Raw genomic sequence first — 26,418 nt, 5'->3', positions numbered from 1 at the left:
TCTGGCGCGAATCAATTACAGCGTGCCGGTCCCGCCGTCAGAACACCATACCTGGCCTGACGTAAAGCTCGACTCAGGAGACGCTAACGTCACATACATTGCCGCAATTTCCGCAGGCTGCCCTGGGCGGCCAAGCGGTGCAGATGCGCCGAACTTCTCGATTTTTTCCTGAGGCTGGCCGCCGGAACATTGCAAAACAGTCCAGTACGGGCCGGGAGCTACAGCGTTAACCCGGATGCCTTTTGGCCCCAATTGTTTGGCGAGCGACTTGGTGAACGCCACAATCGCCGCTTTGGTCTGGGCATAATCCAGCAAAATTTCGCTCGGAAGATAAGCCTGAACAGAGGACGTATTAATAATGGATGCCCCGCGCGGCAGGTGTTCTAGCGCCGCTTTGGTTATCCAGAACATGGCGTACACGTTGGTTTTAAACGTCGCATCAAATTCTTCGGTAGTCAGGTCGAGAATGGACTCGCAGAACTGCTGGCGGCCTGCATTATTGACCAGCAAATCCAGCCCCTCTAATTCATGCGCGGTTTGTTTAACCAGCTTCTGGCAAAACGACTCATCACGAATATCGCCGGGAATCGCCACCGCTTTGCGTCCTTCGGCGCGAATAAGGTCGATAACTTCTCTGGCATCTTCTTCTTCCGCAGGAAGATAGTTAATCGCCACATCGGCCCCTTCACGGGCGAATGCTATGGCCACCGCGCGGCCAATCCCTGAGTCACCGCCGGTGATCAGCGCTTTTTTACCGGCAAGGCGGCCGCTGCCTTTATAGGAGGTTTCACCGTGGTCAGGGCGGGGGATCATCTTCCCGGCAAGACCTGGGAAAGGCTGCTTTTGATGCTCGAACGGCGGTGAAGGGTACTCATCAGAATGGGGTGTGTTACCTGTGGCAGGGTGGTTTTTCTGATCGCTCATACTGGGCTCCTGTTGCCGTTTTTTACTCAGACATAAAGCATAGAACAAACTTTCACGAACGCATTTATGAATATCATTCATGATGGCTATCCTTTTATGCCTCATTATCTTTTAATCGCCACCCGCTAACATAGGCTTATCTCCTTATGTTCACTGGATTTTTATGACTGATTCCCAACCTCGCGTGCAGACCGTTTCTGGCAAAACGGCCAGCCTCTCTTTTGTGATTATTCTGAGTGCTTTGATGGCATTCACATCGTTATCGACCGATATTTATTTACCCGCCATGCCCGTAATGGCGAAAGATCTTCACGGTGATGCGGAACTAACCATCACCGGTTTTTTAATCGGCTTTTGTATTGCCCAACTGATTTGGGGGCCATTAAGCGACCATTTTGGCCGCCGTAAACCGCTGTTTATAGGAATGGCTTTATTTATTATCGGCTCCGTGGGCTGCGCACTTTCTCAGGAAATTTCGCAGATTGTTTTCTGGCGCGTGTTTCAGGCTTTAGGGGCGTGTACCGGGCCAATGCTTGCGCGGGCTATGATTCGTGACCTGTTTAGCCGTACTCGTGCAGCGCAAATGCTTTCCACGCTGATGATTATCATGGCGATTGCGCCCATTGCCGGCCCGCTGCTTGGCGGTCAAATGATTAAAATCACCTCGTGGCACGCTATCTTTTGGCTGCTGGGAACGATCGGCATAGTGATGCTGATCTCTTTATTCTGGCTGCCCGAAACATTACCTGAAGATAGGCGGGTTAAGGCTTCTCTGCCCGGCGCGTTCCGGAATTACCGTACGCTGCTGTCTAACACCCAATTCATGCGCTTTACCTTATGTCTGATGTTTTATTATGTTGCGGCATACGCCTTTATTACCGGTTCACCGTTCGTCTACATCACCTATTTTGGCGTAGAGCCTCAGCATTACGGCTGGATATTTGCACTGAATATCGTTGGGCTGATGGGCATGAGCATGGTGAACCGCCGCCTGGTTCAACATTATTCTTTGGAAGCCTTACTTAAAGTAGCGACACTTGCGGCGGCCTGTGCGGCGCTGTTTTTGGCTCTGGTTACTCGCTTAGAGATTGGGGGGCTGATTTTGATTTTGGCGGCCATTTTTGTCTTCTTCTCAATGAACGGCATTATTGCCGCGACATCCACCGCCGCCGCACTTGACGCGGTACCGAATGTGGCGGGTTCCGCCTCCGCGTTGATGGGCTCGCTACAATATGGCAGCGGAATTATTTCATCTTTGCTGCTGGCATGGCTTAGCGATGGCACCCCCTGGACAATGGCCTGGATCATTGCTCTGTTTTCCGTGGCGAGTGCGGCAATGGCAATGCGCCAATCTAAATCAAAAGAGGAATGAAATTTTAAAGACATAAGTACGGCGGTAATATTATATAAAAAACAGGCGTGATATATTATTTGGCTCGAGCATACTGCTTTCAAATAAAAATAATATTCGTGAAATTAAATGTTACGCCTATGAAAAATATCCAACCGCTTAATTACGACATCATTAAAAATGAGTGGCAATTGTTAATTGATAATACAAACAATGCTACGCACCAGATCCTTATCTCGCTGAGCGATGAGGAAATTAAACAACTGGTTAACGCATATTATCAATATATGCTGTTGGATGAACAGGCGAAGTTATTTCTGAATACGGCTCAGGTCGAAGAGCGACTGAGCCTCAGCATGGGAAAATGGCTGAGAAAAGTTCTTGGAAGCTCGCGTGAAGATTTATCGGAATTAATTACTCACCAACGGGAAGTGGGCCAGGTGCATGCGCGCATCGGTCTGCCTATTGATTTGGTTGCGCGCGGCGCGCGAAAACTTAAACACGATCTTTTCCAGTTATTGCTGAACAAGCAACACATCAGCGCAGAAGAAATTAATGACGCGGTCTTTTTTAGCGGAATGGCTATTGATGCTGCGATTGAAGTCATGACCATCGCCTATACCCCGTCGCACCAGAAAATGATGCACGATCAGGAGCATTTCCGCCTGCTGACGGTTTACGATGATGTCAGCGTGGAACGTGAGCGCCAGGTCGGTGCCCTGAAAAACTGGGAAAATCAGTTTATCTATAATATTGCGACCGAGCTTCCTTTCGAAGAGCGCGTGTTACTGGGCGATTCTGAGTTTGGCTTGTGGTTCTCTCATAAAGGCCAGCATATTTTCAGGCAGCCGGAATTAATTAAAAAGATTGAGTTGTTGATGCAGAAAATCGACAGATTAATTACCACCGAATTTGCCGCTCAAACCCCGGAACCTTTGCATCGCATCCAGTTGCTGCGCCTGTTACGGCAGGACGTAGAGCAGTTGAGCATGATCCTAAGCTCAATTTTTGAAGACCTGGTGAAGAGTGAAAACGGCAAAGATCCGATGACGAAGCTGCTCACTCGCCGCTTTATTCCTACCATCATGCGCCGCGAAATTGCCTTATCAGTCAGCTCAGGTAAGCCATTCACCGTGGCACTGCTGGATGTCGATCACTTCAAAAAAATTAATGACAATTACGGGCATAGCGTCGGCGATAATACATTAAAAAGCATCGCGGTTTGGTTACATGAACATACCCGCAGCAGCGATTATGTGTTCCGCTACGGTGGCGAAGAATTTATGATGCTACTGGTGGAAACCAATCTTTCTCAGGGAGAAATTCTAATGGAAAGATTGCGTAATTTTATCAGTAGCCAGCTTATTGAAGTGGATGTGAATACCTCATTCCAGGTGACTATCAGCGCAGGCCTGGTGGAATTTGATAACCACCCTGACTACCAACGGCTTATCAATAAAGCCGATAAAATGCTGTATGAAGCGAAGCATAATGGCCGCAATCGCGTCGTCAGTTATTTTATTTAAACGCGATGCCGTCTTTTTATAACCCTAAAACAATATCCAAAAATATACATTAATAATGATGATTAAAATATTCAGACGCAAAAATCTTTCTCTATTTGTTTTATTTGTGTTAACTGCATGTGGCGGTGGAGGAGGTGGCGGGGGGAGTTCTTCTCAGGCAGTGAATGCGCCAGTTAATATACCGCCAGATAATGTTCCGCTTAAAACACCTGAGGCTCAGACGCCCGCATCAGCAGATAATAACGTTAAAGTCGGCGTGCTGGATTCGGGTGTTAATCAAAGCCTGAGTAACCTTGCGGGAAAAGTCAGCCATATTTTACGTTATGTGGGGCAAGGAAATAACCTTGGCTCCGGCGTATATACCCCTGATGATATTACCCACTCGCCGTCAGTCGCGACGACGGACGTTGCCGGGCACGGGAGCTATGTTTCGCAAATTCTTGCCAGCAACGGGGATGAGGGAACTTATACCGGTAGCCAGAACGTTGATTTATATGAAGCCCAAACCTCTAACGATCATCAGGGCCATTCAGCAATTAACGATCAAATGGCCGCAATTCTTGATTTGCATAACCACTATGGGGTGAATTTATTTAATGCCTCATGGGGGAGTGATAATCATTATGAGGCGAACTCAAATGCCACACATGTATTACGTTACCTGGCTGCGACCAACGGCTTAATTGTCTTTTCTGCCGGGAATGATGCGCGCTTAGATCCCGCGGCGGAAAGCCTGACGCCGTTAGTGGATAACACGATAGCCAATGGGCTGCTTACGGCGGTGGGGATTGATGATAATAAACAACTCTATCGTGGCCTTGATGAGAATGGCCAGATTAAAGGCAGTAACGCCTGTGGACGCGCCGCAGCCTGGTGCCTGGCGGGCCAATACGTGACCGGGCCGCTTCGTGAATTTAATAATAACGGTTATATCAATTTCTACGGGACGTCAGGCGCTGCACCGCAGGTTACGGCTGCCGCCGCAGAGGTATGGCATAAATACCCCTGGATGACAGCAAGTCAGGTGAAACAAACCTTATTAACCACCGCCGACTACCTGCCAGATGGCTCATATTCAGGTTTACCTTACAATGACACTTTTGGCTGGGGTGAATTAAACGCATCCCGCGCCGAGAACGGCCCGGCACTTTTTTCTTCCCTGTTTGGGGATTTCAATGCGCAGGTGCCTGATTCACAGTATGTCTTTGGGAATGATATTTCAGGGAACGCGGGCCTGATTAAAAGTGGCAACGGTGTGCTGGAACTTGCAGGTAACGAAAGTTACACCGGCAACACCACGGTAAATCAGGGCACGCTTCTGGTTTCCGGCAGCATCAACGGGGGAGGCGTTACTATTGCTCCGCAGGGCATATTATCCGGTTCAGGTGCGGTGAGCTCAACCCACAATAACGGGACGGTAGATTTATCTCAGGGCTCGCTGACCGTCAATGGGGATTACACACAAAGCCACGACGGCGTGTTAAATGCCTATATTAGCCATCAGCTTGAGATTAACGGCAATGCTGAACTGGACGGCACCGTAAATCTGGTGAACAAGAATTTCGTCACCGGCGGTAATTACGACATCCTCCATGCTCAGCGAGTGCAGGGGCAATTCAGCCAGGTCAACGGCAGCAAATTTTTGGCGGTGGATCGCGTCACTTACGCGGCGGACAACGTTAACTTTGATGTGACACAAATTTCTGCTCAGGATGCCGTAGGGGCGGGCGATGCGTTGTCGCAAGCCGGGGCCAAAGTGGTAGACAGCATGTTCGCCGCGGCAAATGCCGTTGCGCAAAGACAACAAAATGGCGCGGTGTTAACCGCGAATGAACAGCAACTGCTGGATTACACGGCTAATCTTCAGTCATCCACTTCAGGTGACGCCGTGCAGCACATTGTGGACAGCCATTCCGCAGTGATTTATGCCGAACTGCCTTCCGTATTGCTGGCGGAGCAAAACCGCCTGACGCAAACCGTCGCCAACCGTTTAAGCGCGATGGACGGAATGGAGGAGGCCACGCCAGGCGTGTGGACCTCCCATGACTACATGAAAAACCAGTACCATCCGGACGGGTGGAATAAGGTCACCAGTACAACCAACAACACCTCTCTGGGAATGGATGGTCGTGTCAGTCATGCCTTATTGCTGGGTGGGTTCATCAATAAAAATGAGATGAACGTTACGCTCGACAGAAACGGTGGCAGCCTGAAAGGCAAACAGGACGGATTTGGCGCTTACGCCCAGTACGACGCCGCATCGTTTTATATCAATGGCCTTGCGATTTACCAGCGTGGGAATGCCGACATTAAGCGCCCGGTAATGAGTAATGGCTCGCAGAGCACCGAGAAATCGAATACCGACATCAGCAGTTCGACCCTCTATCTCGAGTCAGGTTACACTTTCGAGTTGCCGCATGAAGTGGATGTGACACCTTATGCCAGCGTGGAATATGACCGCTCGCGCACCGATGGCGTGGATGAAGATAATCTTCATGGGGTGAATGTCAGCGGCATGAAGGGGGAGCAGAGCAGTGTCGCTCTGGGCTCGCGGGTTAACTATCTGGTGAGCGATGCGCTACGCGTCGGGGCCTGGGCGCAGGTCAGCAAAGTGGTTTCGCGTAATATCAGTGATATGACCCTGGCGACCAATCTGAGCGGGCAAGATATTTCCCTTGATTCACCTGAATTTGACCGCAACAGTTTCGATTACGGTTTGAATATTAACTATATATTGCTCAATAGCGTTCAGATTTTTGCCGGAATGCAGAGCAGCACCGCTAACGAGCAGGCGCTTTCTGCCAGCGCCGGGCTCAAGTATTACTGGTAATAATCGTTCGAAATCCACAAATAATGCACTTCCCGCAGGCTCTTTTTAACAGGGCCTGCGGAAAAATAGAGTCGAAACTTATTTCTTTTCTATCAGCGCATTGGTGATTAACACCGAGAGCTTTTCAAGCTGCACCGCCAACTGAATACTCAGCCATACATACCCGTGAATGGCGCTCTCCACCACCTCATTGCCTTCATGGGCGTTCAGCAAGTCGTGTAATTCTTCTGTGATTTCATTCAGGCGTTCGCTGTTAGCCGCGATAGGGGTTGGATTGCCTTCATGCAACGCCAGCGCCAGTGCTTTCAGGGTTTTTTGCGTCATCTCCTGCACATCCGCCAGCGTGCGTGAATTCACCAGCAGAAAACGGCTTCCGCGTGTTGCCCAGTGCGCATCAATCTGGAAGCGCTGCACGGCGACCATATCGCGGATGATTAACTGAATTTCTTCCAGCGTAGATTTAGGGATCCCCACTTCTTTGCTGACCGGCGTAATCAAACTGCGCATCTTGACCACGTGGCTCAAAATTTTGGTATGGAGCTTCGTCAGGTCAGGGCGGGTAATCACATTATGTGAGGAGCCCGTTGCGCTAATTTTTGAAAAATCATTTAAAAACGCAGCGAGCTGAATACGCCAGTGGATAAACGCCCGCTGCGGATAAATGCTGGTAAAACACATCGCCAGAACACAGCCAAGAATAATATTGGCGCTGCGCCACAATGCGGTTTGCATATCCCCGGCGGGGGCACTGCTCACCACCGCGAGAGTTATCCCAATCAACAACGAGGCGTACGGGCGCTTGCTCATGGTTAAATAACCGCATAAAAACGCCGCGCACCCGCACCACACCATCATCAAAGGCAAGGAATACATTTCGATGCGCAAAGCGATTAAGCCCAAAACGGCACCGGTCAGGGTTCCCGCCATTCGCTCAAAGGCGCGTGGGATAACGTTCCCCAGATAGCTAATCGGCCCCATCACCACCACAAGGGTAATCAGCGGCCAGGAGTGATCGGGTAAATTCAACATCCTGATAAACAGGAATGTCAGCACAAACGCGATAGCAATACGGGCGGCGTGGATAAACCGATAGTTGCGATAAATACTCACTTCCAGCGGGCTCAATGGCTTATCACAGCGCACGGCGAAAAAAGATCTCTTCATTTAAGGTTTACTTTGGATGGAGCGAAAAACGATAAAGGCCGCCAGCTATACGGCTTTTGGAGGTCAGGGCAATGGTTACAGTCCATCGCCCCTGGTTAAGCGTAGAGAAATTTTTCTTACCACATCAAATCATCTGGCACTTTAAAATCAGCATACGGATCATCTTCGTCCAGTGCTTCTTTGCTCAGCTCGCTGTTTAATACAATGCTGCTTGCATCGCGCTGGGCAATTTTATCGGCAACGCTTGCGGGGATAATGGCGTATTCGCTATCACGGCCATTTTCCGCAACCAGGCGTGCAATAGCGAGACGGCCATTGATCAACTGAGTTTGCGTCGTTTTATCCACATAGATTTTTTTAATCACATTACCGTCTGTGAAGTTATACCCAATATCGCCTTTGGCAATAACGATCCTGTTCATTTCAATAAGCTGCTTGACCTGAGCCTTATATTCTTTGGCTAAGGCGGCTTGTTTTTGCTGCTCGCTCAACTGCTTATCACGTTCCATTTGCGCTTTTTTATTCTCTTCAACAGCCTCTCTTGCCTCGCGGGCCTGAACGCGAGATTTTTTAGCCGTTCTTTGTACTTTCTCGAGTTTCTTACTGCTGACTAATCCAGCTTTAAGCATCTGCTCTTGTAACGTTAGCTTTGTCATATTCGTTTCTGAAACCAATGGAATAATAGTCAGAATTATACCCTTAACAGGCGAGGCTGTGCCAGATTGTGAGATCGGGCCGCAAATTGCTGCCCGCCAACAAAATCTTACCTAACCGCGTAAAAAGCGCGGGGCCTGTAAATCCTCGACCAGTTCGTTAATCAGCTCAAACAACATGCCGGTTAATGCGCGATTCACCTCAACGGTGTGAGCGCGGCTCAAGAGTGTTTGGGTGAGCGCGTAGCAATACTGGCGCTGTATTTCTGAGTCGTGATTCACCTGTATTTTGACTTCTTTTTCGACGGTGAGACGCTCCACCAGATACGCCGGTAGCGGCTGGTTAAACGTGGTTTTCATTACGTCCAGGCAGTGGGCGAGGCGGCCACACAACGCTTGCTGTTCGGTGTCGGTTTTGCACTCGATCAGTTCATCGGCAAGTGATTCGCAGACGTCGAGAAGCTGGAACAGATCCATGCTGGCGGTGATCGGGGAAAGCAGGGCGTTATTAAACTGCGTCTGAGAAATGTGTTGAGCTGACATCATCTTAGTAATCTCCAATGAGTGTGAACATCGTCACCACCGGAGTTCCTACGCTCGGAGTGGCGGCGCTAATGAGGGTAGGAAACCGACCTCAAAGGATATCGGCCAACCCGAAGGTTGCCCCACCAGCGCCACCGTTGATAAGGATAAAGGTGTGTTGGTGCCGCGACAATCAAAAAGATGCTAACGCTTTGATATCGCCTTTGAGAAAACCAGGTTCCTACGCCCGGCACCAGATTTTGCTGGTGCACAGAAAGAATACGCCTGCGGGTTTGCAGGTGACAAGTAGAATAATAGCGATTACAACGTTGCATTTTTGAGGTGCGAAGGAACTCGCAAAATTGAGATAAAGGCAGAATTTGTGGAGGGGTAAACGACAGCGTTATCCACGATTTGCACCGTATCGTCGGAAGGCGCTGCGCTTTTCCGACCTACAAAAAATGGATGTAAGTAATTGTTTTTAAAAAGGATTATGGTGTCCCCTGCAGGAATCGAACCTGCAATTAGCCCTTAGGAGGGGCTTGTTATATCCATTTAACTAAGAGGACGTAATACCCGCCGGGCAGTGCGGGCGGGTAATGAGGGCGCTAGTATACCCGCTTTTAGGGCCGCGTTAAGGGGCTTGCAGGTTGTTTGCCTGAAACGTAACCAGTTTTATGCCCGTCGCGCCTGCTTTTCGCCTTTGTCGCTCTCTTTGCCACCCTCGACGTCTTGTTTACGTTTCGCTTTGGCTTTTTCCTCGGCTTTTTTCTTAGTGCTCATATCGTTACGAATTTGGGCATGGCTAATCAGCGCGAAGATGAAGGTACCGCCGCAAATGTTGCCCGCAAGCGTGGGGATGGCGAACGGCCAGAAGAAATCACTCCAGTGAATGGTACCGTTAAAGACCAGGTAGAGCACTTCGATGGAGCCGACCACAATGTGGGTTAAATCCCCCAGCCCAACCAGCCATGTCATGATGATAATCACCACGATTTTTGCCGATCCCGCTGCCGGGAACATCCACACCATGGTGGCGATTATCCAGCCGGAAATAATCGCATTGGCGAACATTTCTCCCGGCGTGTTGTGCATCACTTCCATGCCGATGGTAACGAACGCATCACGCGTCTGCTCGTCAAATATGGGCATATATTCAAACGCATACGCCGCAAGACCGGTGCCGATGAGGTTACCCAGCAGAACCACGCCCCATAAACGTAACAGCAGCAGGAAATTTATCCCGCTGGGTTTATGCATCACGGGGAGTACGGCGGTGACGGTGTTCTCGGTGAACAGTTGCTGACGCGCCATAATGACGATGATAAACCCGAATGTGTAGCCAAGGTTTTCCAGCAGAAAACCGCCGGGAACGCCATCCAGATTGACGTGAAAGACCCCTTTTGCCAGCAGCGATGCGCCCATTGATAAGCCTGCGGCAATGGCTGACCAGAGCAATGCCATTGCGTCACGTTCCAGCTCTTTTTCACCGTCCTGGCGGATATGTTCGTGGATGGCCATTGCCCGGGAGGGGAGCTGCTCTTCATCAACTTCTATTTTTTCTCCGTGATCTTTCTCGTCACTTTCGACTTCAATCTCATCGGTTGATTTGTCGATTTTCTCTTCTTTTAATTCATCCATTTTTTAGGTTACTCATGCGTGACTTGTTCCATTAAGCGTAGCGGCTTTTTACGCGATTCCCTGCCAGGCGCGGGAATTCGACTTTATTTTGATCTTATGTGTGAGGATTACCTCTTTTGGAGTACCGCATCTGCGGTAGCCAATCTGGAGCAAAGACTATGATGTGTTATGATTTTGCATCCCGAGACAAGGAGTGGCTCCCCAAATGCTTGATGCGATTAACCTGACCTGCGTACGTGATGACCGCGTGTTATTTAGCGAGTTGTCGTTTAGCGTCCGTCCGGGGGAAATGGTGCAAATCGCTGGGAAAAATGGCGCAGGCAAAACGTCGTTACTGCGGATTTTGGCGGGGCTTGCGCAGGCCGAGGAGGGCGAGGTGAAGTGGCAAGGGGAAACGTTGTCGCGCAACCGCTATCAGTATCATCAGGATCTACTCTGGCTTGGGCATCAGCCCGGCATCAAAACCGTTCTCACCGCCTTTGAAAATCTCAGCTTTTACCACGCTGAAGGTGCGGAAAATCTACGTTGGCAAGCGCTTACTGAAGTGGGCCTGGCGGGGTTCGAGGATGTTCCGGTAAACCAACTTTCTGCCGGGCAGCAGCGCCGTGTTGCGCTGGCGCGTTTGTGGCTGAGTGCGCACAAACTCTGGATCCTCGACGAGCCTTTTACCGCCATTGACGTTGCGGGCGTGGAAAAACTCACCCGGCAGCTCAAGCGCCATACCGAAAATGGCGGCATGGTGATACTCACCACCCACCAGCCGCTTGCCGTGGACAATGTTCGCCAGATTCACTTGCAGGAGAGATTTGCATGATGCGCCGCATTTTCCTGCAAGAACTGCACGTGGTGTTCCGCAAAGGGGCGGAAATCGCTAACCCGCTATGGTTCTTTCTGATCGTTATCACGTTGTTTCCCTTGGGGATTGGCCCTGAATCGCAGCTCCTGGCGCGCATTGCGCCGGGCGTGATTTGGGTGGCGGCGCTGCTGGCCTCATTGTTAGCGATGGACCGACTGTTCCGCGATGATTTTCAGGATGGCTCCCTTGAGCAGCTCATGCTGTTGCCCATCCCTTTGCCCGCGGTGGTGTTAGCGAAAGTGACCGCTCACTGGGTGGTGACAGGTTTGCCGCTGCTGATTCTCTCGCCGCTCGCCGCTTTGTTGCTGGGTCTGGATTTTTACGGCTGGCAGGTCATGGCGCTGACGCTGCTATTGGGAACGCCAACGCTGAGTTTTTTAGGCGCACCCGGCGTGGGGCTTACGGTCGGCCTGCGGCGCAATGGTGTGCTCTTGAGTTTGCTGGTCTTGCCGTTAACCATTCCGCTGCTAATCTTTGCTACCGCGGCAATGGACGCGGCATCGATGCATCTTCCTGTTGATGGTTATCTGGCGATTCTTGGGGCGCTGCTCGCGGGGAGCGCCACGTTAAGCCCGTTTGCGACGGCGGCGGCACTGCGCGTAAGTGTGCAATAAAGAATTATGTCGGGTGGCGGCTTGCGCCTTACCCGACCTACATAAAATAAGATCTATCAATATCTTGTAGGGTGGATAAGCGAAGCGTCATCCACCATTGTTATGATTTCGTGAGCAAATAATTATGTGGAAATGGTTACATCAGCTCGCTAAACCCGAGCGGCTTTACCAGATATGCGGGCTTTTTGTGCCGTGGTTCGCGCTAATTAGCGCCGGGCTGTTAGTGGCTGGCTGTGTCTGGGGGTTTGGTTTTGCGCCCGCAGATTATCAACAGGGGCAGAGCTATCGCATTATGTATCTGCACGTTCCTGCGGCTATCTGGTCGATGGGGATCTACGGTTCGATGGCGGTCGCGGCATTTATTGGCCTGGTGTGGCAGATGAAAATGTCTGATCTCGCCGTGGCGGCGATGGCTCCTGTCGGGGCGGTGTTTACCTTTATCGCGCTGGTTACCGGGTCGGCGTGGGGCAAACCGATGTGGGGAACCTGGTGGGTGTGGGACGCGCGTCTGACGTCCGAGCTGGTGCTGCTGTTTCTCTATATCGGCGTGATTGCGCTGTACAACGCTTTTGATGACAAACGCCTGGCCGGTCGTGCGGCGGGCATTCTGGTGCTGGTGGGCGTGGTGAATTTACCGATTATCCATTTCTCCGTGGAGTGGTGGAATACGCTGCATCAGGGTTCCACCAATATGCAGCAAAGCATCGACCCTTCAATGCGCACCCCGCTGCGTCTGACTATCTTCGGTTTTCTGATGCTGTTTGCCACGCTGACGCTGATGCGGCTGCGCAATCTTATTCTTCTTCAGGAACAGCGTCGCCCGTGGGTGATGGAGCTTGCCAATAAAGGGAGAGAGGCATGACGCGCGCATTTTTAAACTGGAATGATTTTTTTGCCATGGGCGGCTATGCGTTTTACGTTTGGCTGGCCGTTGCGCTGACCTTCATTCCCTTGCTGGCCCTGGTGTTGTACACCCGTTGGCAACGCCGCGCCATTTTACACGCGGTCACGCGTCAAAAAGCGCGGGAAAGACGTATTCAGGCGGCACGACAAGCAGAGGGAACTGAATGAATACTCGTCGTAAAAATCGGCTGTATCTGGCGCTGGCGGTGCTGGTGGGTCTGGGGTTAACCCTCACTCTGGTGTTGTATGCGCTGCGCAGCAATATCGACCTGTTCTATACCCCGAGTGAAATCCTGTATGGCAAAGGGGAAAGCCACCAATTGCCGGAACCCGGCCAGCGTTTACGCGTCGGCGGCATGGTTCAACCGGGCAGCGTGAAGCGTGATAACCAAACCCTGAAAGTGACCTTCAGAATTTACGACGCCAGCGGCGTGGTTGATGTCAGCTACGTCGGTATTTTGCCTGACCTGTTCCGCGAGGGGCAGGGCGTGGTGGCGCAAGGCGTATTTGAAGAGGGGAATAAGATTGAAGCCAAAGAAGTACTGGCGAAGCATGATGAAAATTACACCCCGCCGGAAGTAAAAGAGGCGATGGATAAAAACCATAAACGTGCGCCGCAGGTCTATAAGGATAACGCCTCATGATGCCTGAAACAGGCAGTTTTTTGCTTTGTCTGGCGCTTGGCTGGTCATTGTTACTCAGTGTTTACCCGTTGTGGGGCGTGAAGCGAAGTGACTCGCGATTAATGGCTTCCGCCCGTCCTTTGGCATGGGCGCTGTTTATCACGCTGTGCGCCAGTTTCCTGGTGCTGGTCAACGCCTTCGTTGTGAATGATTTCACGGTGCTGTATGTCGCCAATAACTCAAATACCGAGTTGCCGGTCTGGTATCGCGTGGCTGCGACCTGGGGCGCTCATGAAGGCTCATTGCTGCTGTGGGTGTTGTTGCTGAGTGCCTGGACCTTTGCCGTGGCGCTGTTTAGCCGCAGTATGCCGCAAGACGCGGTGGCTCGCGTGCTGGCGGTGATGGGGATGATTAACTTTGGTTTCCTGCTGTTTATCATTTTCACCTCGAATCCTTTCACCCGCACGCTGCCGGATTACCCGATTGAAGGGCGCGACCTGAACCCGCTGTTGCAGGATATTGGCCTGATTTTCCACCCGCCGTTGTTGTATATGGGGTATGTCGGTTTCTCCGTGGCTTTTGCGTTTTCTATTGCCGCTCTGATGGCGGGAAAACTGGATTCTGCCTGGGCGCGTTGGACGCGTCCCTGGACGTTAGCCGCCTGGTCATTTTTGACCGTCGGCATTGTTTTGGGGTCGGCCTGGGCCTATTACGAATTAGGCTGGGGCGGCTGGTGGTTCTGGGATCCGGTTGAAAACGCTTCGTTTATGCCGTGGCTTGCGGGGACCGCGCTCATCCACTCACTTTCGGTGACAGAAAAACGCGGCAGCTTTAAAGCCTGGACGGTGCTGCTGGCGATTACGGCGTTTTCGCTGTGTTTGCTGGGGACTTTCCTGGTGCGTTCCGGCGTGTTGGTTTCGGTGCACTCTTTTGCTTCCGACCCGGCGCGGGGCATGTTTATCCTCGCATTCCTGGTGATTGTGATTGGCGGCTCGCTGCTGCTGTATGCGGTGAAAGGCAGCAAAGTCCGGTCGCGCGTGGGCAATAGTTTGTGGTCGCGGGAATCCTTTTTGCTGGGGAATAACGTGCTGTTGATTGCCGCCATGTTAGTGGTGTTGCTGGGGACGCTCTTGCCGCTGGTTCATAAACAGCTTGGCCTGGGCAGTATTTCTATCGGCGAGCCGTTCTTCAACACCATGTTTACCGCGCTGATGGCCCCGTTTGCGCTGCTGCTTGGCATCGGCCCGTTGGTGCGCTGGCGTCGTGATGAACCGCAAAAACTGGTTAAAAGGCTGGTGATTGCGGTGGCGATGACCATCGCGCTTTCCCTTATCCTGCCGTGGCTGATGCAAGACCGCATTGAGGCGATGACGGCAGTCGGTTTGTTGATGGCGGTGTGGGTGTTTGTGCTGGCGCTGATGGAAGTGTATGAGCGCGCGACACATCGCCATGGCCTACTCAAAGGTTTATGGAAACTTCCGCGCAGCCATTGGGGCATGGTGTTGGGTCACCTGGGGTTGGCGGTGACGGTTGTCGGTATCGCCTTTAGCCAGAATTACAGCATTGAACGCGATGTGCGCATGAAAGCGGGCGACAGTATCGATATTCATCAGTACCACTTTGTGTTCCGCGATGTGCATGAGCTGGTTGGCCCGAACTACCGGGGCGGCGTCGGCATTATCGATGTGACGCGCAACGGTAAACCCGAAGCCACGCTGCATGCGGAGAAGCGCTTCTATAACAGCAACCGGGCGATGATGACCGAAGCTGCCATTGACGGCGGCGTCACGCGTGATCTTTACGCCGCACTCGGTGAAGAATTAGATGACGGAAGCTGGGCGGTTCGCCTCTATTACAAACCTTTTGTGCGCTGGATTTGGACGGGCGGGATTTTGATGGCGCTCGGCGGGCTGTTCTGCTTATTCGACCCGCGTTATCGCCAGCGTAAAAACGAGCCGGAGGCCGCATGAATCGCAAAATATTATTTATCCCGCTGGTGCTGTTTTTGCTGCTGGCGGCCATGTTGCTCTGGCAACTGGCGCGTAATGCGCAGGGCGATGACCCGACGAATCTTGAATCGGCATTAGTTGGGAAATCGGTGCCGGTATTCCGTCTTGAGTCCCTGGAAAACCCAGGAAAAACCTACGACCAGGCGGTGCTGACCGATGGAAAACCGCTGCTGTTAAACGTTTGGGCAACCTGGTGTCCGACCTGCCGCGCTGAACATCAGTATCTTAACGGTCTCAAAGCGCAGGGCGTTCGCGTAGTAGGGATGAACTATAAAGACGACCGCCGTAAAGCCATTAACTGGCTGAATGAGTTAGGCAACCCTTATGCGCTGAGCCTGTTTGATGGCAATGGCATGTTAGGCTTGGATCTCGGTGTTTACGGCGCGCCGGAAACGTTTTTGATCGACGGGAAAGGGATCATTCGCTATCGCCATGCGGGAGATCTGAACGATCGCGTCTGGCAGCAGGAGCTGAAGCCGCTGTGGGACAAATACAATAAAGAGGCAGGCGCATGAAACGCATCGGGTTATTCATCGTCGCATTCCTGTTCTCATTTCATGTATTGGCGGCCATAGACACTTTTCAGTTTAAAGATGAAGCGCAGGAGCAGCAGTTCCGCCAGTTGACCGAGCAATTACGCTGCCCAAAATGCCAGAACAACAGCATTGCCGATTCCAACGCGATGATTGCCTCTGACATGCGTCTGAAAGTCTATGAGCTGATGCAGCAGGGCAAAACGAAGCAGCAGATTATTGATTATATGGTCGAGCGTTATGGCCATTTCGTCACGTATGAGCCCCCGTTAACGCCTGCCACCGTTATTTTGTGGGTGCTTCCGCTGCTGTTTGTTCTCGGTGGCGCGGGTGTGATTGTGATGCGAAGCCGTAAGCGGCGGGTCTATTTCAGTGACGACGCGGAAAACGAAGAACGTCCTGTTATCTCCAAAAAAGCGCACTTCTGGTTTTTTGCTCCCGGAGCGGTGATGTTGATTGTGGTGAGCGTGGGCGTTTATCTCAACACTTCCGACTGGCAGCAGGTGCGAGCCTGGAAGCAAGTCTCAAATCAGACTCCGCAATTGCTACAGCGCGCACTGGATCCTGAAGCTGAACCGCTGAACATGCCTGAAATGGCTAATCTCGGCCTTGGATTGCGCACCCGTTTGCAGCATGAACCTGACAATATTGAGGGGTGGATGATGCTCGGGCGAATTGCTATGGTTCTGAATAATGCATCTACTGCTACACAAGCCTTTGCCCATGCGTATAAACTGTCGCCCACTAACAGTAATGTAAAGCTGGGCTATGCTGAAGTACTGACCCGCAGTGGCGATCCGCAAGATAACCAACTGGGTGGGGATCTTTTGCGAGAATTGCTACAAGCGGACCATACAAATGTTCGTGTATTAAGCCTGCTGGCATTCAACGCTTTTGAACAACAGCATTACCGCGAAGCTATTGGTGCATGGCAAATCATGTTGCAAGTCTTACCCGCAAACGATCAGCGTCGGGCTGTGGTGCAAAGAAGCATCGAACAGGCCAAAGCTGCACAGGCGGGTCAGGATGACACCAAAAAAGTTGAGAACGCAGAGCAATAATCACAGGGAGAGACATATGAATTTCCGCCTGACCGGGCTGGCACTGGCGACGACCGTTTTAGTAGGGTGTGCGAGTTCGGCCGAGACACAACCACAAGGGCGTTCGGATCCCTTAGAAGGGTTCAACCGCACAATGTACAACTTCAACTTTAATGTGTTGGATCCGTATGTCGTGCGCCCGGTGGCTGTTGCATGGCGTGATTATGTGCCGCAACCGGCACGTAATGGGCTGAGTAACTTCACCAGCAACCTGGAAGAACCCGCGACCATGGTTAACTTCTTCATTCAGGGCAACCCTTATCAGGGGATGGTGCACTTTACGCGCTTCTTCCTGAACACGCTTCTGGGCATGGGCGGTTTTATCGACGTGGCTGGCATGGCGAACCCGAAACTGCAGCGTGAAGAACCGCACCGCTTTGGTTCGACGTTGGGGCATTACGGCGTGGGTTACGGGCCTTATGTGCAGTTGCCTTTCTACGGCAGTTTCACGCTGCGCGAGGAAGGTGGTGATTACGCCGATACGCTGTATCCGCTGCTCTCCTGGCTGACATGGCCGATGTCTATCGGTAAATGGACGGTCGAAGGGATTGAAACCCGTGCCCAGTTACTGGATTCTGACGGCTTGCTGAAACAGTCGAGCGATCCGTACATTTTGGTGCGCGAGGCGTACTTCCAGCGTCATGATTTTATCGCTAACGGCGGTAAACTGTCACCGCAGGTCAACCCGAATGCCGCAGTGATTCAGGATGATTTAAAAGATATCGACTCGCAGTAATCAATAAGCGAGATATAAAAAAGGCGAAACCGAGGTTTCGCCTTTTTTGTCACTGTTAACGATTAGAATGCGTAGTTAAAGTTCATGCCGTACAGCCAGGCTTTACCTTCAGACTGGAAGGTATAAGGGCCTTCGTTGATTTCAACGTGCTGACCGTGCATGTAGGAAACGCCCAGGTCTACAGATGCATCATCGTTAAACGCGTAGGTGGTACCGGCGCTGATCCAGAAACGGTCCTGATCCGGGATGGAGATGGAACGGTTATCTGCCGGAACCGGGCTATCGTCAAATGCGATACCGGTGCGGAAGGTCCAGTTTTTATCCATAAAGTAAGTGGTACCTAAAGCGATACGGTACGCATCTTTGAAGCTCTCATCTTTATAGAACAGCGTCTGGCCGTTGTTGCCGGTGGCTTTGAGCTCCTGGAACTGGCTCCAGCTTGTGTAAGTCAGGCTGTAGTGAATGGCCCACTGCGGTGCCACTTTGTTATAACCAGACAGCTCCCACATTTCAGGCAAGTTAAGGGTCAGAGAACCAGGGACAGTTTGTCCGTTGGTACCAGCCGGTAAGCCGAAGTTAGACAACAGCGGGTTATAGGCAGAAGGCAGGTTGCTCTTATAGTCGCCGTCGAAGTCGATTTTAATTTCTGAACGGTAGGTGAAACCGTAGCGGTTGTCTTTATCGATTTCATAAAGAATACCGGCGTTCCAACCGTAGCCCCATTCATCACCTTTCAGGTGCGCGATTTGGGTGTCGCCAGGCAGAGAGCCGATGGCGCGACGCTGTGCTGGTGTCAGAGGTGACGATGGGTTACCCGCAATCAACTGTGGTAAATCACCTGCATAACGCTCGATTTTCGCCTTAGCGTAAACCGCATCAAAACCAAGGCCGAAGCTCCAGTTATTGTTTAAACGGTATGCGCCGCTCAGATTCAGGTTCAGCGTCGTCAGGTCGGTTTTACCGCCCATAGAACCTGCGGTGTAATCGTTATTAAATTCTGTTGCCAAACCATAGTTAGAGGTAACTGAAGCGCCCCAACCAAATTGTTCGTTAATAGGCGCAACAAAGTGGAGGTTTGGAACCCAGGCCGTCGGTGCGATGTTATCCGCATCGGTGCTACGGCCTGAAGGAGAAGTACCAGAAATATTAACGTCCGGATCAACAAATACTGCACCGCCAGAGAATGAAGGGCGGTCGAACATCATAATCGTTGCGGGGTTACGGCTGGCGGAGCCCGCATTATCTGCGACTGCACCTTCCCCAGAGTAAGCTCGGCCAAGGCCAGAGGAAGAGAACTCGTTTAATTGAAAGCCGGCTGAGTACGCCTGCGATGAGACTATTGCCACTGCAACCGCGAGGGCTGACTTTGTAAACAGGTTTTTCTGGCTCATGACCAAAACCTCATAATAGATTTATTTTTATACAAACAATGTTACATACCGTAACAGGAGCGCGAATAGTAGGGGCTGATCTGTTACAGAGAAAGCAGACCAGTGGCGAGAGTATAGGTCTGACCAGATAGTTTGTTGCAAGTATGTTTCGAACATTTTTCGAACTTGATCGTCGAAACGAGATCTGTTTGGCAAAATCGCCTGATGGGTCACATACCCAAATCAGTGAATCTTGTTCTGGATCATTTTTAAGTGTGATTTGCGTCACTTACAGATTTCAACAAGATTAACGGCTGGAGTCGCTTCAACGGGGAGCGTAAAATAGGCAGGAATTGTTTAATCCTGGTCAACGCGAAATACAGAGGAAATCATAAATGAGTAAGAACAGTGCTGATGAAACCCCGGTTTGCTGCTGTATTGATGTCGGTTCTATCATCGACAACACTGACTGCACAGCCACATATAGCCGTGTTTTCGCTACCCGTGCAGAAGCAGACGAAACCCTGGCTGCGCTGAGCGAGAAAGCCCGCGCTGCGGAATCTGAGCCTTGCCAGATTGTTCCGCGTTATACCGAAGAAGCTGACGGCGTGCGTCTGGATATCGACTTCACTTTCAGCTGCCAGGCTGAAACCATGATCTTCCAGCTCGGCCTACGTTAATTTCTATCGACGCTCTTATTCTGAGAGCGTCATTTATCTCTTCTCAAAGCGTGTTCCCCCTCCCAAATTTTTACTCCCCCAGTTGGCTGATTGTAACTTTTTAGTTAAAACTGTGATCAGGTCAGACCACTAATGGTCATTTACAAATTTTATACCCAAATAGTTCAGATTGTGTGTAGGCTGCGAGGGCGCAAATCCCCAGGAGCTTACTAAAGTAAGTGACTGGGGTTTGTGAGTGTAGCCAACACCCCCACAATTTGAAGTATGCCGGGTAGAACAGGGGAGCGTTATGAGTCAGGCACTTCCGCTGGTCACCCGTCAGGGCGACCGCATTGCCATCATCAGTGGTTTACGCACACCGTTTGCCCGCCAGGCGACGGCATTTCACGGCATTCCCGCAGTCGATCTCGGTAATATGGTGGTCAGCGAATTGCTGGCACGCAGCGAAATCCCCCCTGAAATTATTGAACAACTGGTCTTCGGCCAGGTTGTTCAGATGCCGGAAGCGCCTAACATTGCACGTGAAATCGTCCTCGGCACGGGCATGAGCGTACATACCGACGCCTACAGTGTGAGCCGCGCCTGCGCGACCAGTTTCCAGGCGGTGGCGAACGTCGCCGAAAGTCTAATGGCGGGCACTATTCGCGCCGGAATTGCCGGTGGAGCAGATTCTTCATCCGTCTTGCCGATTGGCGTCAGTAAAAAACTTGGGCGCACACTGGTTGATGCGAACAAGGCTCGTACGCTTGGGCAGAAGCTAAAACTTTTCTCGCGCCTGCGCCCGCGTGATTTCCTCCCCGTTCCGCCTGCGGTGGCTGAATATTCCACCGGGTTGCGAATGGGCGATACCGCCGAACAAATGGCGAAAACGCATGGCATTACCCGGGAACAACAAGATGCGCTGGCGCACCGGTCTCACACTAAAGCGGCAATGGCCTGGAAAGAAGGTAAATTGGCTGAAGAAGTCATGACCGCCTTTATTCCTCCTTATCGCCAGCCTTTCAGTGAAGATAATAACGTTCGCCAAAATTCGTCGATTGCCGATTACGCAAAGCTGCGCCCGGCGTTTGACCGAAAACACGGCACGGTTACGGCGGCCAACAGCACACCGTTAACTGACGGTGCCGCTGCGGTGATTCTGATGACGGAATCGCGCGCCAAAGAGTTAGGTTTAAAGCCGCTCGGCTATTTGCGCAGCTATGCTTTTACCGCCGTAGATGTCTGGCAAGACATGCTGCTCGGCCCGGCGTGGGCAACACCGTTGGCGCTGGAGCGGGCAGGTATCACGCTCAACGATCTCACCCTCTTTGATATGCACGAAGCCTTTGCCGCTCAAACACTTGCCAATTTGAAAATGCTGGCCAGCGAACGCTTTGCTCGGGATGTATTAGGCCGCACTCATGCGACGGGTGAGGTGGACGATGCCAAATTCAACGTACTCGGCGGCTCAATTGCTTACGGGCATCCGTTTGCAGCAACGGGGGCACGCATGATTACGCAAACGCTGCATGAACTGCGCCGCCGTGGCGGTGGATTTGGATTAGTGACCGCCTGTGCCGCAGGTGGTTTGGGTGCCGCAATGGTTCTGGAGGCTGAATAATGGAACAGACTTCTGCTTTCAACTTACATATTCGCCTCGATAACATTGCCGTGGTGACTATTGATGTGCCGGGCGAAAAGATGAACACGCTGAAAGCCTCTTTCGGGCCTGAAGTGCACAATATCATCAAACAAATTCGCGACAATTCGGCGCTGCAAGGCCTGATTTTTATCTCAGGTAAGCCAGATAATTTTATTGCGGGCGCAGATATCAACATGATCGCCCAGTGTAAGACGGCGCTTGAGGCACAGAAACTGGCGCATCAAGGCCAGCAAATCATGGCGGAAATTGCGGCCCTGCCCATTCCGGTTGTCGCGGCTATTCACGGCGCGTGCCTCGGCGGCGGGCTAGAGCTAGCGCTGGCATGCCATTCACGTATTTGTACTGATGATGAAAAAACCAAACTCGGGCTGCCTGAAGTGCAACTGGGTTTGCTGCCCGGTTCCGGCGGCACGCAGCGCCTGCCGCGTTTGATTGGTGTCAGCAATGCGTTGGATATCATTCTGACGGGCAAGCAGCTACGCCCGCGCCAGGCGCTAAAATTGGGGCTGGTGGATGAAGTGGTGCCGCAATCGATTTTGTTGGCTGCGGCCGTTGAGCGCGTCTTAAAAGGGCGCCAGCCATCGCGCACATTGCCGGTTCGTGAGCGGATTCTGGCCGGGCCGCTTGGCCGTACCCTATTATTTAATGTTGTCAGTAAAAAAACCGAGCAGAAAACGCGCGGAAATTATCCTGCCACCCAACGCATTATTGATGTGATAAAAACGGGCCTGGGGCAGGGGAGTTTTAGCGGCTACGAGGCGGAAGCGAAAGCCTTTGGCGAACTGGCAATGACGCCTCAATCCTCGGCATTACGCGGCCTATTCTTTGCCAGTACCGAACTCAAAAAAGAGCACGGGGCCGATGCCCAACCGCGCCCGATAAACGCGGTGGGTGTATTAGGCGGCGGATTGATGGGCGGCGGTATCGCATTTGTCACCGCCACGAAAGGCAAGCTGCCGGTGCGTATTAAAGATATTAATGATGACGGCATTAATCACGCCCTGAAATACAGTTGGGATCTGCTGGATAAAAAAGTGCGTCATCGCCATATGAAAGCGGCGGAGCGCCAGCGCGAAATGGCGCGCATCTCCGGCGGAACGGATTACCAGGGTTTCCATAACCGTGACATTATGGTGGAAGCCGTTTTTGAGGATCTCGCTCTCAAGCAAAAGATGGTGGCGGAAATTGAACAAAATGCCGCGCCGCATACGATTTTTGCCTCAAATACCTCTTCACTGCCTATCGCCGATATAGCGGCAAACGCCGCGCGGCCAGAACAGATAATTGGCCTGCACTACTTTAGCCCGGTGGATAAAATGCCATTGGTGGAAGTTATTCCCCACGCAGGAACCAGCGCAGAAACAATTTCCACAACGGTTTCGCTGGCTAAAAAGCAGGGCAAAACGCCGATTGTGGTTGGCGACAGCGCTGGGTTTTACGTCAACCGTATTCTGGCTCCTTACGTTAACGAAGCGATGCGTTGCCTGGTGGAGGGGGAACCTGTCGATAAAATTGATAATGCGCTGGTAGCGTTTGGTTTTCCCGTCGGCCCAATCCAACTTTTGGATGAGGTAGGAATCGATGTGGGAACTAAAATTGGTCCTATACTTCAGCATGCTTATGGCGATCGTTTTGCCGCCCCGCAAAATATTGCAGCAATACTGAACGACGATCGCAAAGGTAGAAAAAATGGGCGAGGTTTCTATCTTTACCCTGCGAAAGGGAGTAGAAGCAAAAAGCAGGTAGACCCTGCAATTTATACTCTGTTAGGCGTTTCGCCCAAAGGGCAACTGGCAGAAAAAGAGATCGCACAACGTTGTGTCATGATGATGCTTAATGAAGCTGCTCGCTGTCTTGACGAAGGTGTGGTTCGCAACGCTCGCGATGGTGATATCGGTGGCGTGTTCGGCATTGGTTTCCCACCGTTCCTCGGTGGCCCGTTCCGTTATATGGATACTCTGGGCGCGAGTGAAGTCGTCGCGCAATTGCAACGCCTGGCCAGTCAGTACGGGGAGCGTTTTGCCCCCTGCGATGGACTTTTACAAATGGTGGAAGGTCAACGAAAGTTCCGGGAAGAGTGAACCCCAGAGAGGAAGTTGTAGTCAAAGAAACATGAGTTTATGACTCGGTGAATGGATGCTGGTCGGTCATTTAGTAAACAGTGATTGACTATACTTGCACCATTGAGGTAAAAAACAGCGTTTCATTCGATGTACGGATAAGGCACAATGCCCGGCTGCTGAATTTCTCCTCTCAGGTTTTAGGGGGATTCAAGCATTCCTGGTTAACAAAAGCGGTGCAATATGCAAGTTTTTATCATGCGTCACGGCGACGCAGCACTCGATGCCGCCAGCGACTCGGTACGTCCACTCACCCAGTGTGGCTGTGATGAATCCCGTGTTATGGCGACCTGGTTGAAAGATCAGGTTGTGGATATCGAACGTGTTCTGGTGAGCCCTTACCTGCGAGCCGAACAAACCCTGGATGTTGTGCGGGAAGCACTGCCTCTTCCAGGTAAAGAAGACATTCTGCCGGAATTGACGCCGTGCGGCGATGTGGGCCTGGTGGGCTGCTATTTACAAGCGCTCGCCAATGAAGGGGTTGAATCGGCACTGGTGATTTCTCACTTGCCGTTGGTCGGCTATCTGGTGTCTGAGCTCTGCCCAGAAGAGACACCGCCGATGTTCAGTACCTCGGCCATTGCTAATGTCACTCTTGATCCTGAAACTGGGAAAGGGGTGTTCAACTGGCAAATGAGCCCGTGCAATTTGAAGGTCGCTAAAGCTATCTGAAAGCCGTAAGCATGAACAAAAGAGCCGCACAATGCGGCTCTTTTTGTATTTATGGTGTTGGCTAGTCAGTGTCAGAAATAAATGACCCCCACCCAGCCTCCCCCTTGCCAGGTGGAGGAGCTAACTGCCCCTTCTCTGACACAGTATCGCTTCAGATTTTGCAGCAACGCCCTTGATACGTTCATCGTTAGCTGTAATTGCATGGAAAAGCCGAACGCACGGGAACTGAACACTTGTTCGGAGACATGGTGAACACTCAAAACTAAGGCAACTCCGGCGGCAGCCACTCTTCAATTTCAATCAACACCAGCAAGGCCGCATCTCCGCCGTACTCTTTAGGCGCCTGATGAAACGCCATCACATGTGGGTGTTGCGCCAGCCAAAGCGGCGTCTGCTGCTTCAGAACGTGTTTGCCATGCCCGTGCATCACGCAGGCGCAAAAGACATGTTCACGACGGCAGGCTGCAATCAGCGCCCCTAATTCCTGTTTCGCTTGTAGCTGCGTCAGGCCATGCAAATCGAGGAACAGTTCGGGCGAGTAATCCCCGCGACGAATTTTTTTAAGCTCAAAATGGCTGACGTCTTCGCGCACATAGCGCGTCGGGCCTTCCGTTGCCAGGCGGGGCTGGAATTCATCGGAAAAATAGTGGCTCGCGTCGGCCTGTTCTTGTAACAGTCGTTTTACCGGAACTTCCTGGACTTTCTTGCGCAGGGGGCGGTGCACAATGGTGTCCTGGGCCAATTTTTTTGTGCCACTCATCAAATCACGGAAAAGATTCCTGTCATCTACGCTGAGCGGAGTTTTCTTTTTCATTTGTTTCTCGTCTCGCATTCGCTATCTCACCAGTTTACCTGGTTTGCCGTCCATCACTAAATAAAACGCAATTTTCCCCACAATGGCAGTGATTGAAATGCTGATTTGTCGCGGCCTTCATGGCAAACTAATCGATTATTGAATTAGCGCGAACGGCCTGCGGAGGGCAACGTGGATAAAATTTTCGTCGATGAGGCAGTAAATGAGCTGCACACCATTCAAGATATGCTGCGCTGGGCAGTCAGTCGTTTTAGCGCCGCCAACATCTGGTATGGCCACGGCACCGATAACCCGTGGGACGAAGCCGTTCAGTTAGTGCTGCCAAGCCTCTATCTGCCGCTGGATATTCCTGAAGACATGCGCACCGCGCGTCTGACCCCAAGCGAACGTCACCGTATTGTTGAGCGCGTGATTCGCCGCGTCAATGAGCGCATCCCGGTCGCTTATCTGACCAACAAAGCCTGGTTCTGCGGCCACGAATTTTATGTTGATGAGCGTGTGCTGGTGCCGCGTTCACCGATTGGTGAGCTGATCACCAACCGTTTTGCAGGGCTGTTTGATAACGAACCTCAGCATATTCTGGATATGTGCACCGGTAGCGGCTGTATCGCTATCGCCTGTGCTTATGAATTCCAGAATGCAGAAGTGGATGCGGTCGATATTTCTCTCGATGCGCTGGCGGTTGCCGAGCAGAACATCGCTGAGCACGGTCTGGAAAACCAGGTCACGCCAATTCGTTCAGACTTGTTCCGTGACCTGCCAAAAGTGCAGTACGACGTTATCGTCACCAATCCGCCGTATGTGGATGCGGAAGATATGTCTGACCTGCCGGGTGAATTCCGTTTCGAGCCTGAATTAGGTTTGGCTGCAGGCAGCGATGGCCTGAAGCTGGCGCGTCGCATTCTGGCATGCGCCCCGGATTACCTCGCCGATGGCGGTGTGCTGATTTGTGAAGTCGGAAACAGCATGGTACATCTGATGGAGCAGTACCCTGATGTGCCGTTCACATGGCTTGAGTTCGACAACGGCGGTGACGGCGTCTTTATGCTGACCAAATCGCAGCTGATCGACGCGCGTGAACATTTCAGCATCTACAAAGATTAATCTGTGCTGGCGGGCCTTATGGCCCGTCTTC

24 protein-coding genes and 1 tRNA gene are annotated in these 26,418 nt (G+C 51.8%); 17 read left to right on the top strand and 8 right to left on the bottom strand.

The features are described from left to right. Window positions 1-15: 15 nt before the first annotated feature. On the bottom strand, window positions 16-924 hold the full coding sequence (locus tag AB1E22_RS03545; protein WP_367594115.1) for an SDR family oxidoreductase: 909 nt from the start codon (window positions 922-924) through the stop codon (window positions 16-18). A 163-nt stretch (window positions 925-1,087) separates the two neighbouring features. Between AB1E22_RS03545 and AB1E22_RS03540 the strand changes: the two genes are divergently transcribed. The 3 genes from AB1E22_RS03540 (at window position 1,088) to AB1E22_RS03530 (ending at window position 6,631) form a co-directional block, all read left to right on the top strand. Beyond that, window positions 1,088-2,296, top strand: coding sequence for a multidrug effflux MFS transporter (locus AB1E22_RS03540; RefSeq protein WP_367594114.1), 1,209 nt, complete (start codon window positions 1,088-1,090; stop codon window positions 2,294-2,296). A 119-nt stretch (window positions 2,297-2,415) separates the two neighbouring features. Further along, on the top strand, window positions 2,416-3,801 hold the full coding sequence (locus AB1E22_RS03535) for a GGDEF domain-containing protein (protein WP_367594113.1): 1,386 nt from the start codon (window positions 2,416-2,418) through the stop codon (window positions 3,799-3,801). A 160-nt stretch (window positions 3,802-3,961) separates the two neighbouring features. Continuing rightward, window positions 3,962-6,631 (top strand): autotransporter domain-containing protein, encoded by a 2,670-nt coding sequence (locus tag AB1E22_RS03530; protein ID WP_367594112.1) that lies wholly within the window; start codon window positions 3,962-3,964, stop codon window positions 6,629-6,631. 78 nt (window positions 6,632-6,709) lie between these two features. On the opposite strand, the gene AB1E22_RS03525 is transcribed toward AB1E22_RS03530, so the two are convergent. From AB1E22_RS03525 to AB1E22_RS03505, 5 genes are all read right to left on the bottom strand, one after another. Then, on the bottom strand, window positions 6,710-7,774 hold the full coding sequence (locus tag AB1E22_RS03525) for an FUSC family protein (RefSeq protein ID WP_437178406.1): 1,065 nt from the start codon (window positions 7,772-7,774) through the stop codon (window positions 6,710-6,712). A 137-nt stretch (window positions 7,775-7,911) separates the two neighbouring features. Then, window positions 7,912-8,451, bottom strand: a complete 540-nt coding sequence (locus AB1E22_RS03520) for a DUF2058 domain-containing protein (protein WP_367594110.1) — start codon at window positions 8,449-8,451, stop codon at window positions 7,912-7,914. Window positions 8,452-8,562: 111 nt separating this feature from the next. Next, complete coding sequence (locus AB1E22_RS03515; protein ID WP_367594109.1) at window positions 8,563-8,994, bottom strand: hypothetical protein; 432 nt, start codon at window positions 8,992-8,994, stop codon at window positions 8,563-8,565. Window positions 8,995-9,464: 470 nt separating this feature from the next. After that, window positions 9,465-9,539 (bottom strand) — tRNA-Arg (locus AB1E22_RS03510). A 106-nt stretch (window positions 9,540-9,645) separates the two neighbouring features. Continuing rightward, entirely contained in the window at window positions 9,646-10,611 is a 966-nt protein-coding gene (locus AB1E22_RS03505) for a formate/nitrite transporter family protein (protein ID WP_367594108.1), read from the bottom strand. Window positions 10,612-10,816: 205 nt separating this feature from the next. On the opposite strand from AB1E22_RS03505, the gene ccmA reads away from it, so the two are divergent. From ccmA to mlaA, 9 genes are all read left to right on the top strand, one after another. Continuing rightward, the gene (gene ccmA, locus AB1E22_RS03500) at window positions 10,817-11,425 is read left to right on the top strand and encodes a cytochrome c biogenesis heme-transporting ATPase CcmA (RefSeq protein WP_367594107.1); all 609 of its coding nucleotides are present in this window, start codon (window positions 10,817-10,819) and stop codon (window positions 11,423-11,425) included. Next, window positions 11,422-12,081: a heme exporter protein CcmB gene (gene ccmB, locus AB1E22_RS03495; protein WP_367594106.1), complete on the top strand. Its 660-nt coding sequence runs from the start codon at window positions 11,422-11,424 to the stop codon at window positions 12,079-12,081. Before ccmA ends, ccmB begins: the two co-directional genes overlap by 4 nt. Window positions 12,082-12,205: 124 nt before the next feature. After that, entirely contained in the window at window positions 12,206-12,943 is a 738-nt protein-coding gene (locus AB1E22_RS03490) for a heme ABC transporter permease (protein ID WP_367594105.1), read from the top strand. Further along, on the top strand, window positions 12,940-13,152 hold the full coding sequence (gene ccmD, locus AB1E22_RS03485; protein WP_367594104.1) for a heme exporter protein CcmD: 213 nt from the start codon (window positions 12,940-12,942) through the stop codon (window positions 13,150-13,152). The genes AB1E22_RS03490 and ccmD overlap by 4 nt, the downstream gene beginning before the upstream one ends. Then, window positions 13,149-13,628 carry a cytochrome c maturation protein CcmE gene (gene ccmE, locus AB1E22_RS03480; protein ID WP_367594103.1) on the top strand — a complete coding sequence of 160 codons (480 nt, stop codon included), beginning with the start codon at window positions 13,149-13,151 and terminating at the stop codon, window positions 13,626-13,628. The genes ccmD and ccmE overlap by 4 nt, the downstream gene beginning before the upstream one ends. Continuing rightward, window positions 13,625-15,577 (top strand): heme lyase CcmF/NrfE family subunit, encoded by a 1,953-nt coding sequence (locus tag AB1E22_RS03475; RefSeq protein ID WP_367594102.1) that lies wholly within the window; start codon window positions 13,625-13,627, stop codon window positions 15,575-15,577. The genes ccmE and AB1E22_RS03475 overlap by 4 nt, the downstream gene beginning before the upstream one ends. Beyond that, window positions 15,574-16,131: a thiol:disulfide interchange protein DsbE gene (gene dsbE, locus AB1E22_RS03470; protein WP_367594101.1), complete on the top strand. Its 558-nt coding sequence runs from the start codon at window positions 15,574-15,576 to the stop codon at window positions 16,129-16,131. Before AB1E22_RS03475 ends, dsbE begins: the two co-directional genes overlap by 4 nt. Next, a complete protein-coding gene (locus AB1E22_RS03465) occupies window positions 16,128-17,210 on the top strand; it encodes a cytochrome c-type biogenesis protein CcmH (protein WP_367594100.1) in 1,083 nt (360 codons plus the stop codon). The genes dsbE and AB1E22_RS03465 overlap by 4 nt, the downstream gene beginning before the upstream one ends. Before the next feature lie 16 nt (window positions 17,211-17,226). Continuing rightward, the gene (mlaA, locus tag AB1E22_RS03460) at window positions 17,227-17,985 is read left to right on the top strand and encodes a phospholipid-binding lipoprotein MlaA (RefSeq protein ID WP_367594099.1); all 759 of its coding nucleotides are present in this window, start codon (window positions 17,227-17,229) and stop codon (window positions 17,983-17,985) included. Between the two features lie 62 nt (window positions 17,986-18,047). On the opposite strand, the gene fadL is transcribed toward mlaA, so the two are convergent. Further along, complete coding sequence (gene fadL / locus AB1E22_RS03455) at window positions 18,048-19,376, bottom strand: long-chain fatty acid transporter FadL (protein WP_367594098.1); 1,329 nt, start codon at window positions 19,374-19,376, stop codon at window positions 18,048-18,050. A gap of 374 nt (window positions 19,377-19,750) precedes the next feature. Here fadL and AB1E22_RS03450 point away from each other — a divergent pair, with 374 nt between their 5' ends. From AB1E22_RS03450 to sixA, 4 genes are all read left to right on the top strand, one after another. Beyond that, window positions 19,751-20,035, top strand: a complete 285-nt coding sequence (locus tag AB1E22_RS03450) for a YfcZ/YiiS family protein (protein WP_367594097.1) — start codon at window positions 19,751-19,753, stop codon at window positions 20,033-20,035. Between the two features lie 289 nt (window positions 20,036-20,324). Beyond that, entirely contained in the window at window positions 20,325-21,635 is a 1,311-nt protein-coding gene (gene fadI, locus AB1E22_RS03445; protein ID WP_367594096.1) for an acetyl-CoA C-acyltransferase FadI, read from the top strand. Then, complete coding sequence (gene fadJ / locus AB1E22_RS03440) at window positions 21,635-23,758, top strand: fatty acid oxidation complex subunit alpha FadJ (protein ID WP_367594095.1); 2,124 nt, start codon at window positions 21,635-21,637, stop codon at window positions 23,756-23,758. The genes fadI and fadJ overlap by 1 nt, the downstream gene beginning before the upstream one ends. A gap of 222 nt (window positions 23,759-23,980) precedes the next feature. Then, window positions 23,981-24,469 (top strand): phosphohistidine phosphatase SixA, encoded by a 489-nt coding sequence (sixA, locus tag AB1E22_RS03435; RefSeq protein WP_367594094.1) that lies wholly within the window; start codon window positions 23,981-23,983, stop codon window positions 24,467-24,469. 262 nt (window positions 24,470-24,731) lie between these two features. Here the strand turns inward: sixA and smrB are convergent, their stop codons facing one another. Continuing rightward, window positions 24,732-25,283: an endonuclease SmrB gene (smrB, locus tag AB1E22_RS03430; RefSeq protein WP_367594093.1), complete on the bottom strand. Its 552-nt coding sequence runs from the start codon at window positions 25,281-25,283 to the stop codon at window positions 24,732-24,734. Between the two features lie 171 nt (window positions 25,284-25,454). On the opposite strand from smrB, the gene prmB reads away from it, so the two are divergent. After that, on the top strand, window positions 25,455-26,387 hold the full coding sequence (gene prmB / locus AB1E22_RS03425; protein ID WP_367594092.1) for a 50S ribosomal protein L3 N(5)-glutamine methyltransferase: 933 nt from the start codon (window positions 25,455-25,457) through the stop codon (window positions 26,385-26,387). Window positions 26,388-26,418 lie beyond the last annotated feature (31 nt).

The organism is Buttiauxella gaviniae (assembly GCF_040786275.1).
GTDB classification, from domain to species: domain Bacteria; phylum Pseudomonadota; class Gammaproteobacteria; order Enterobacterales; family Enterobacteriaceae; genus Buttiauxella; species Buttiauxella gaviniae_A.
The sequence above is the reverse complement of the archived record's forward strand: the minus strand, read 5'-3'. Positions and strand labels throughout refer to the sequence as shown.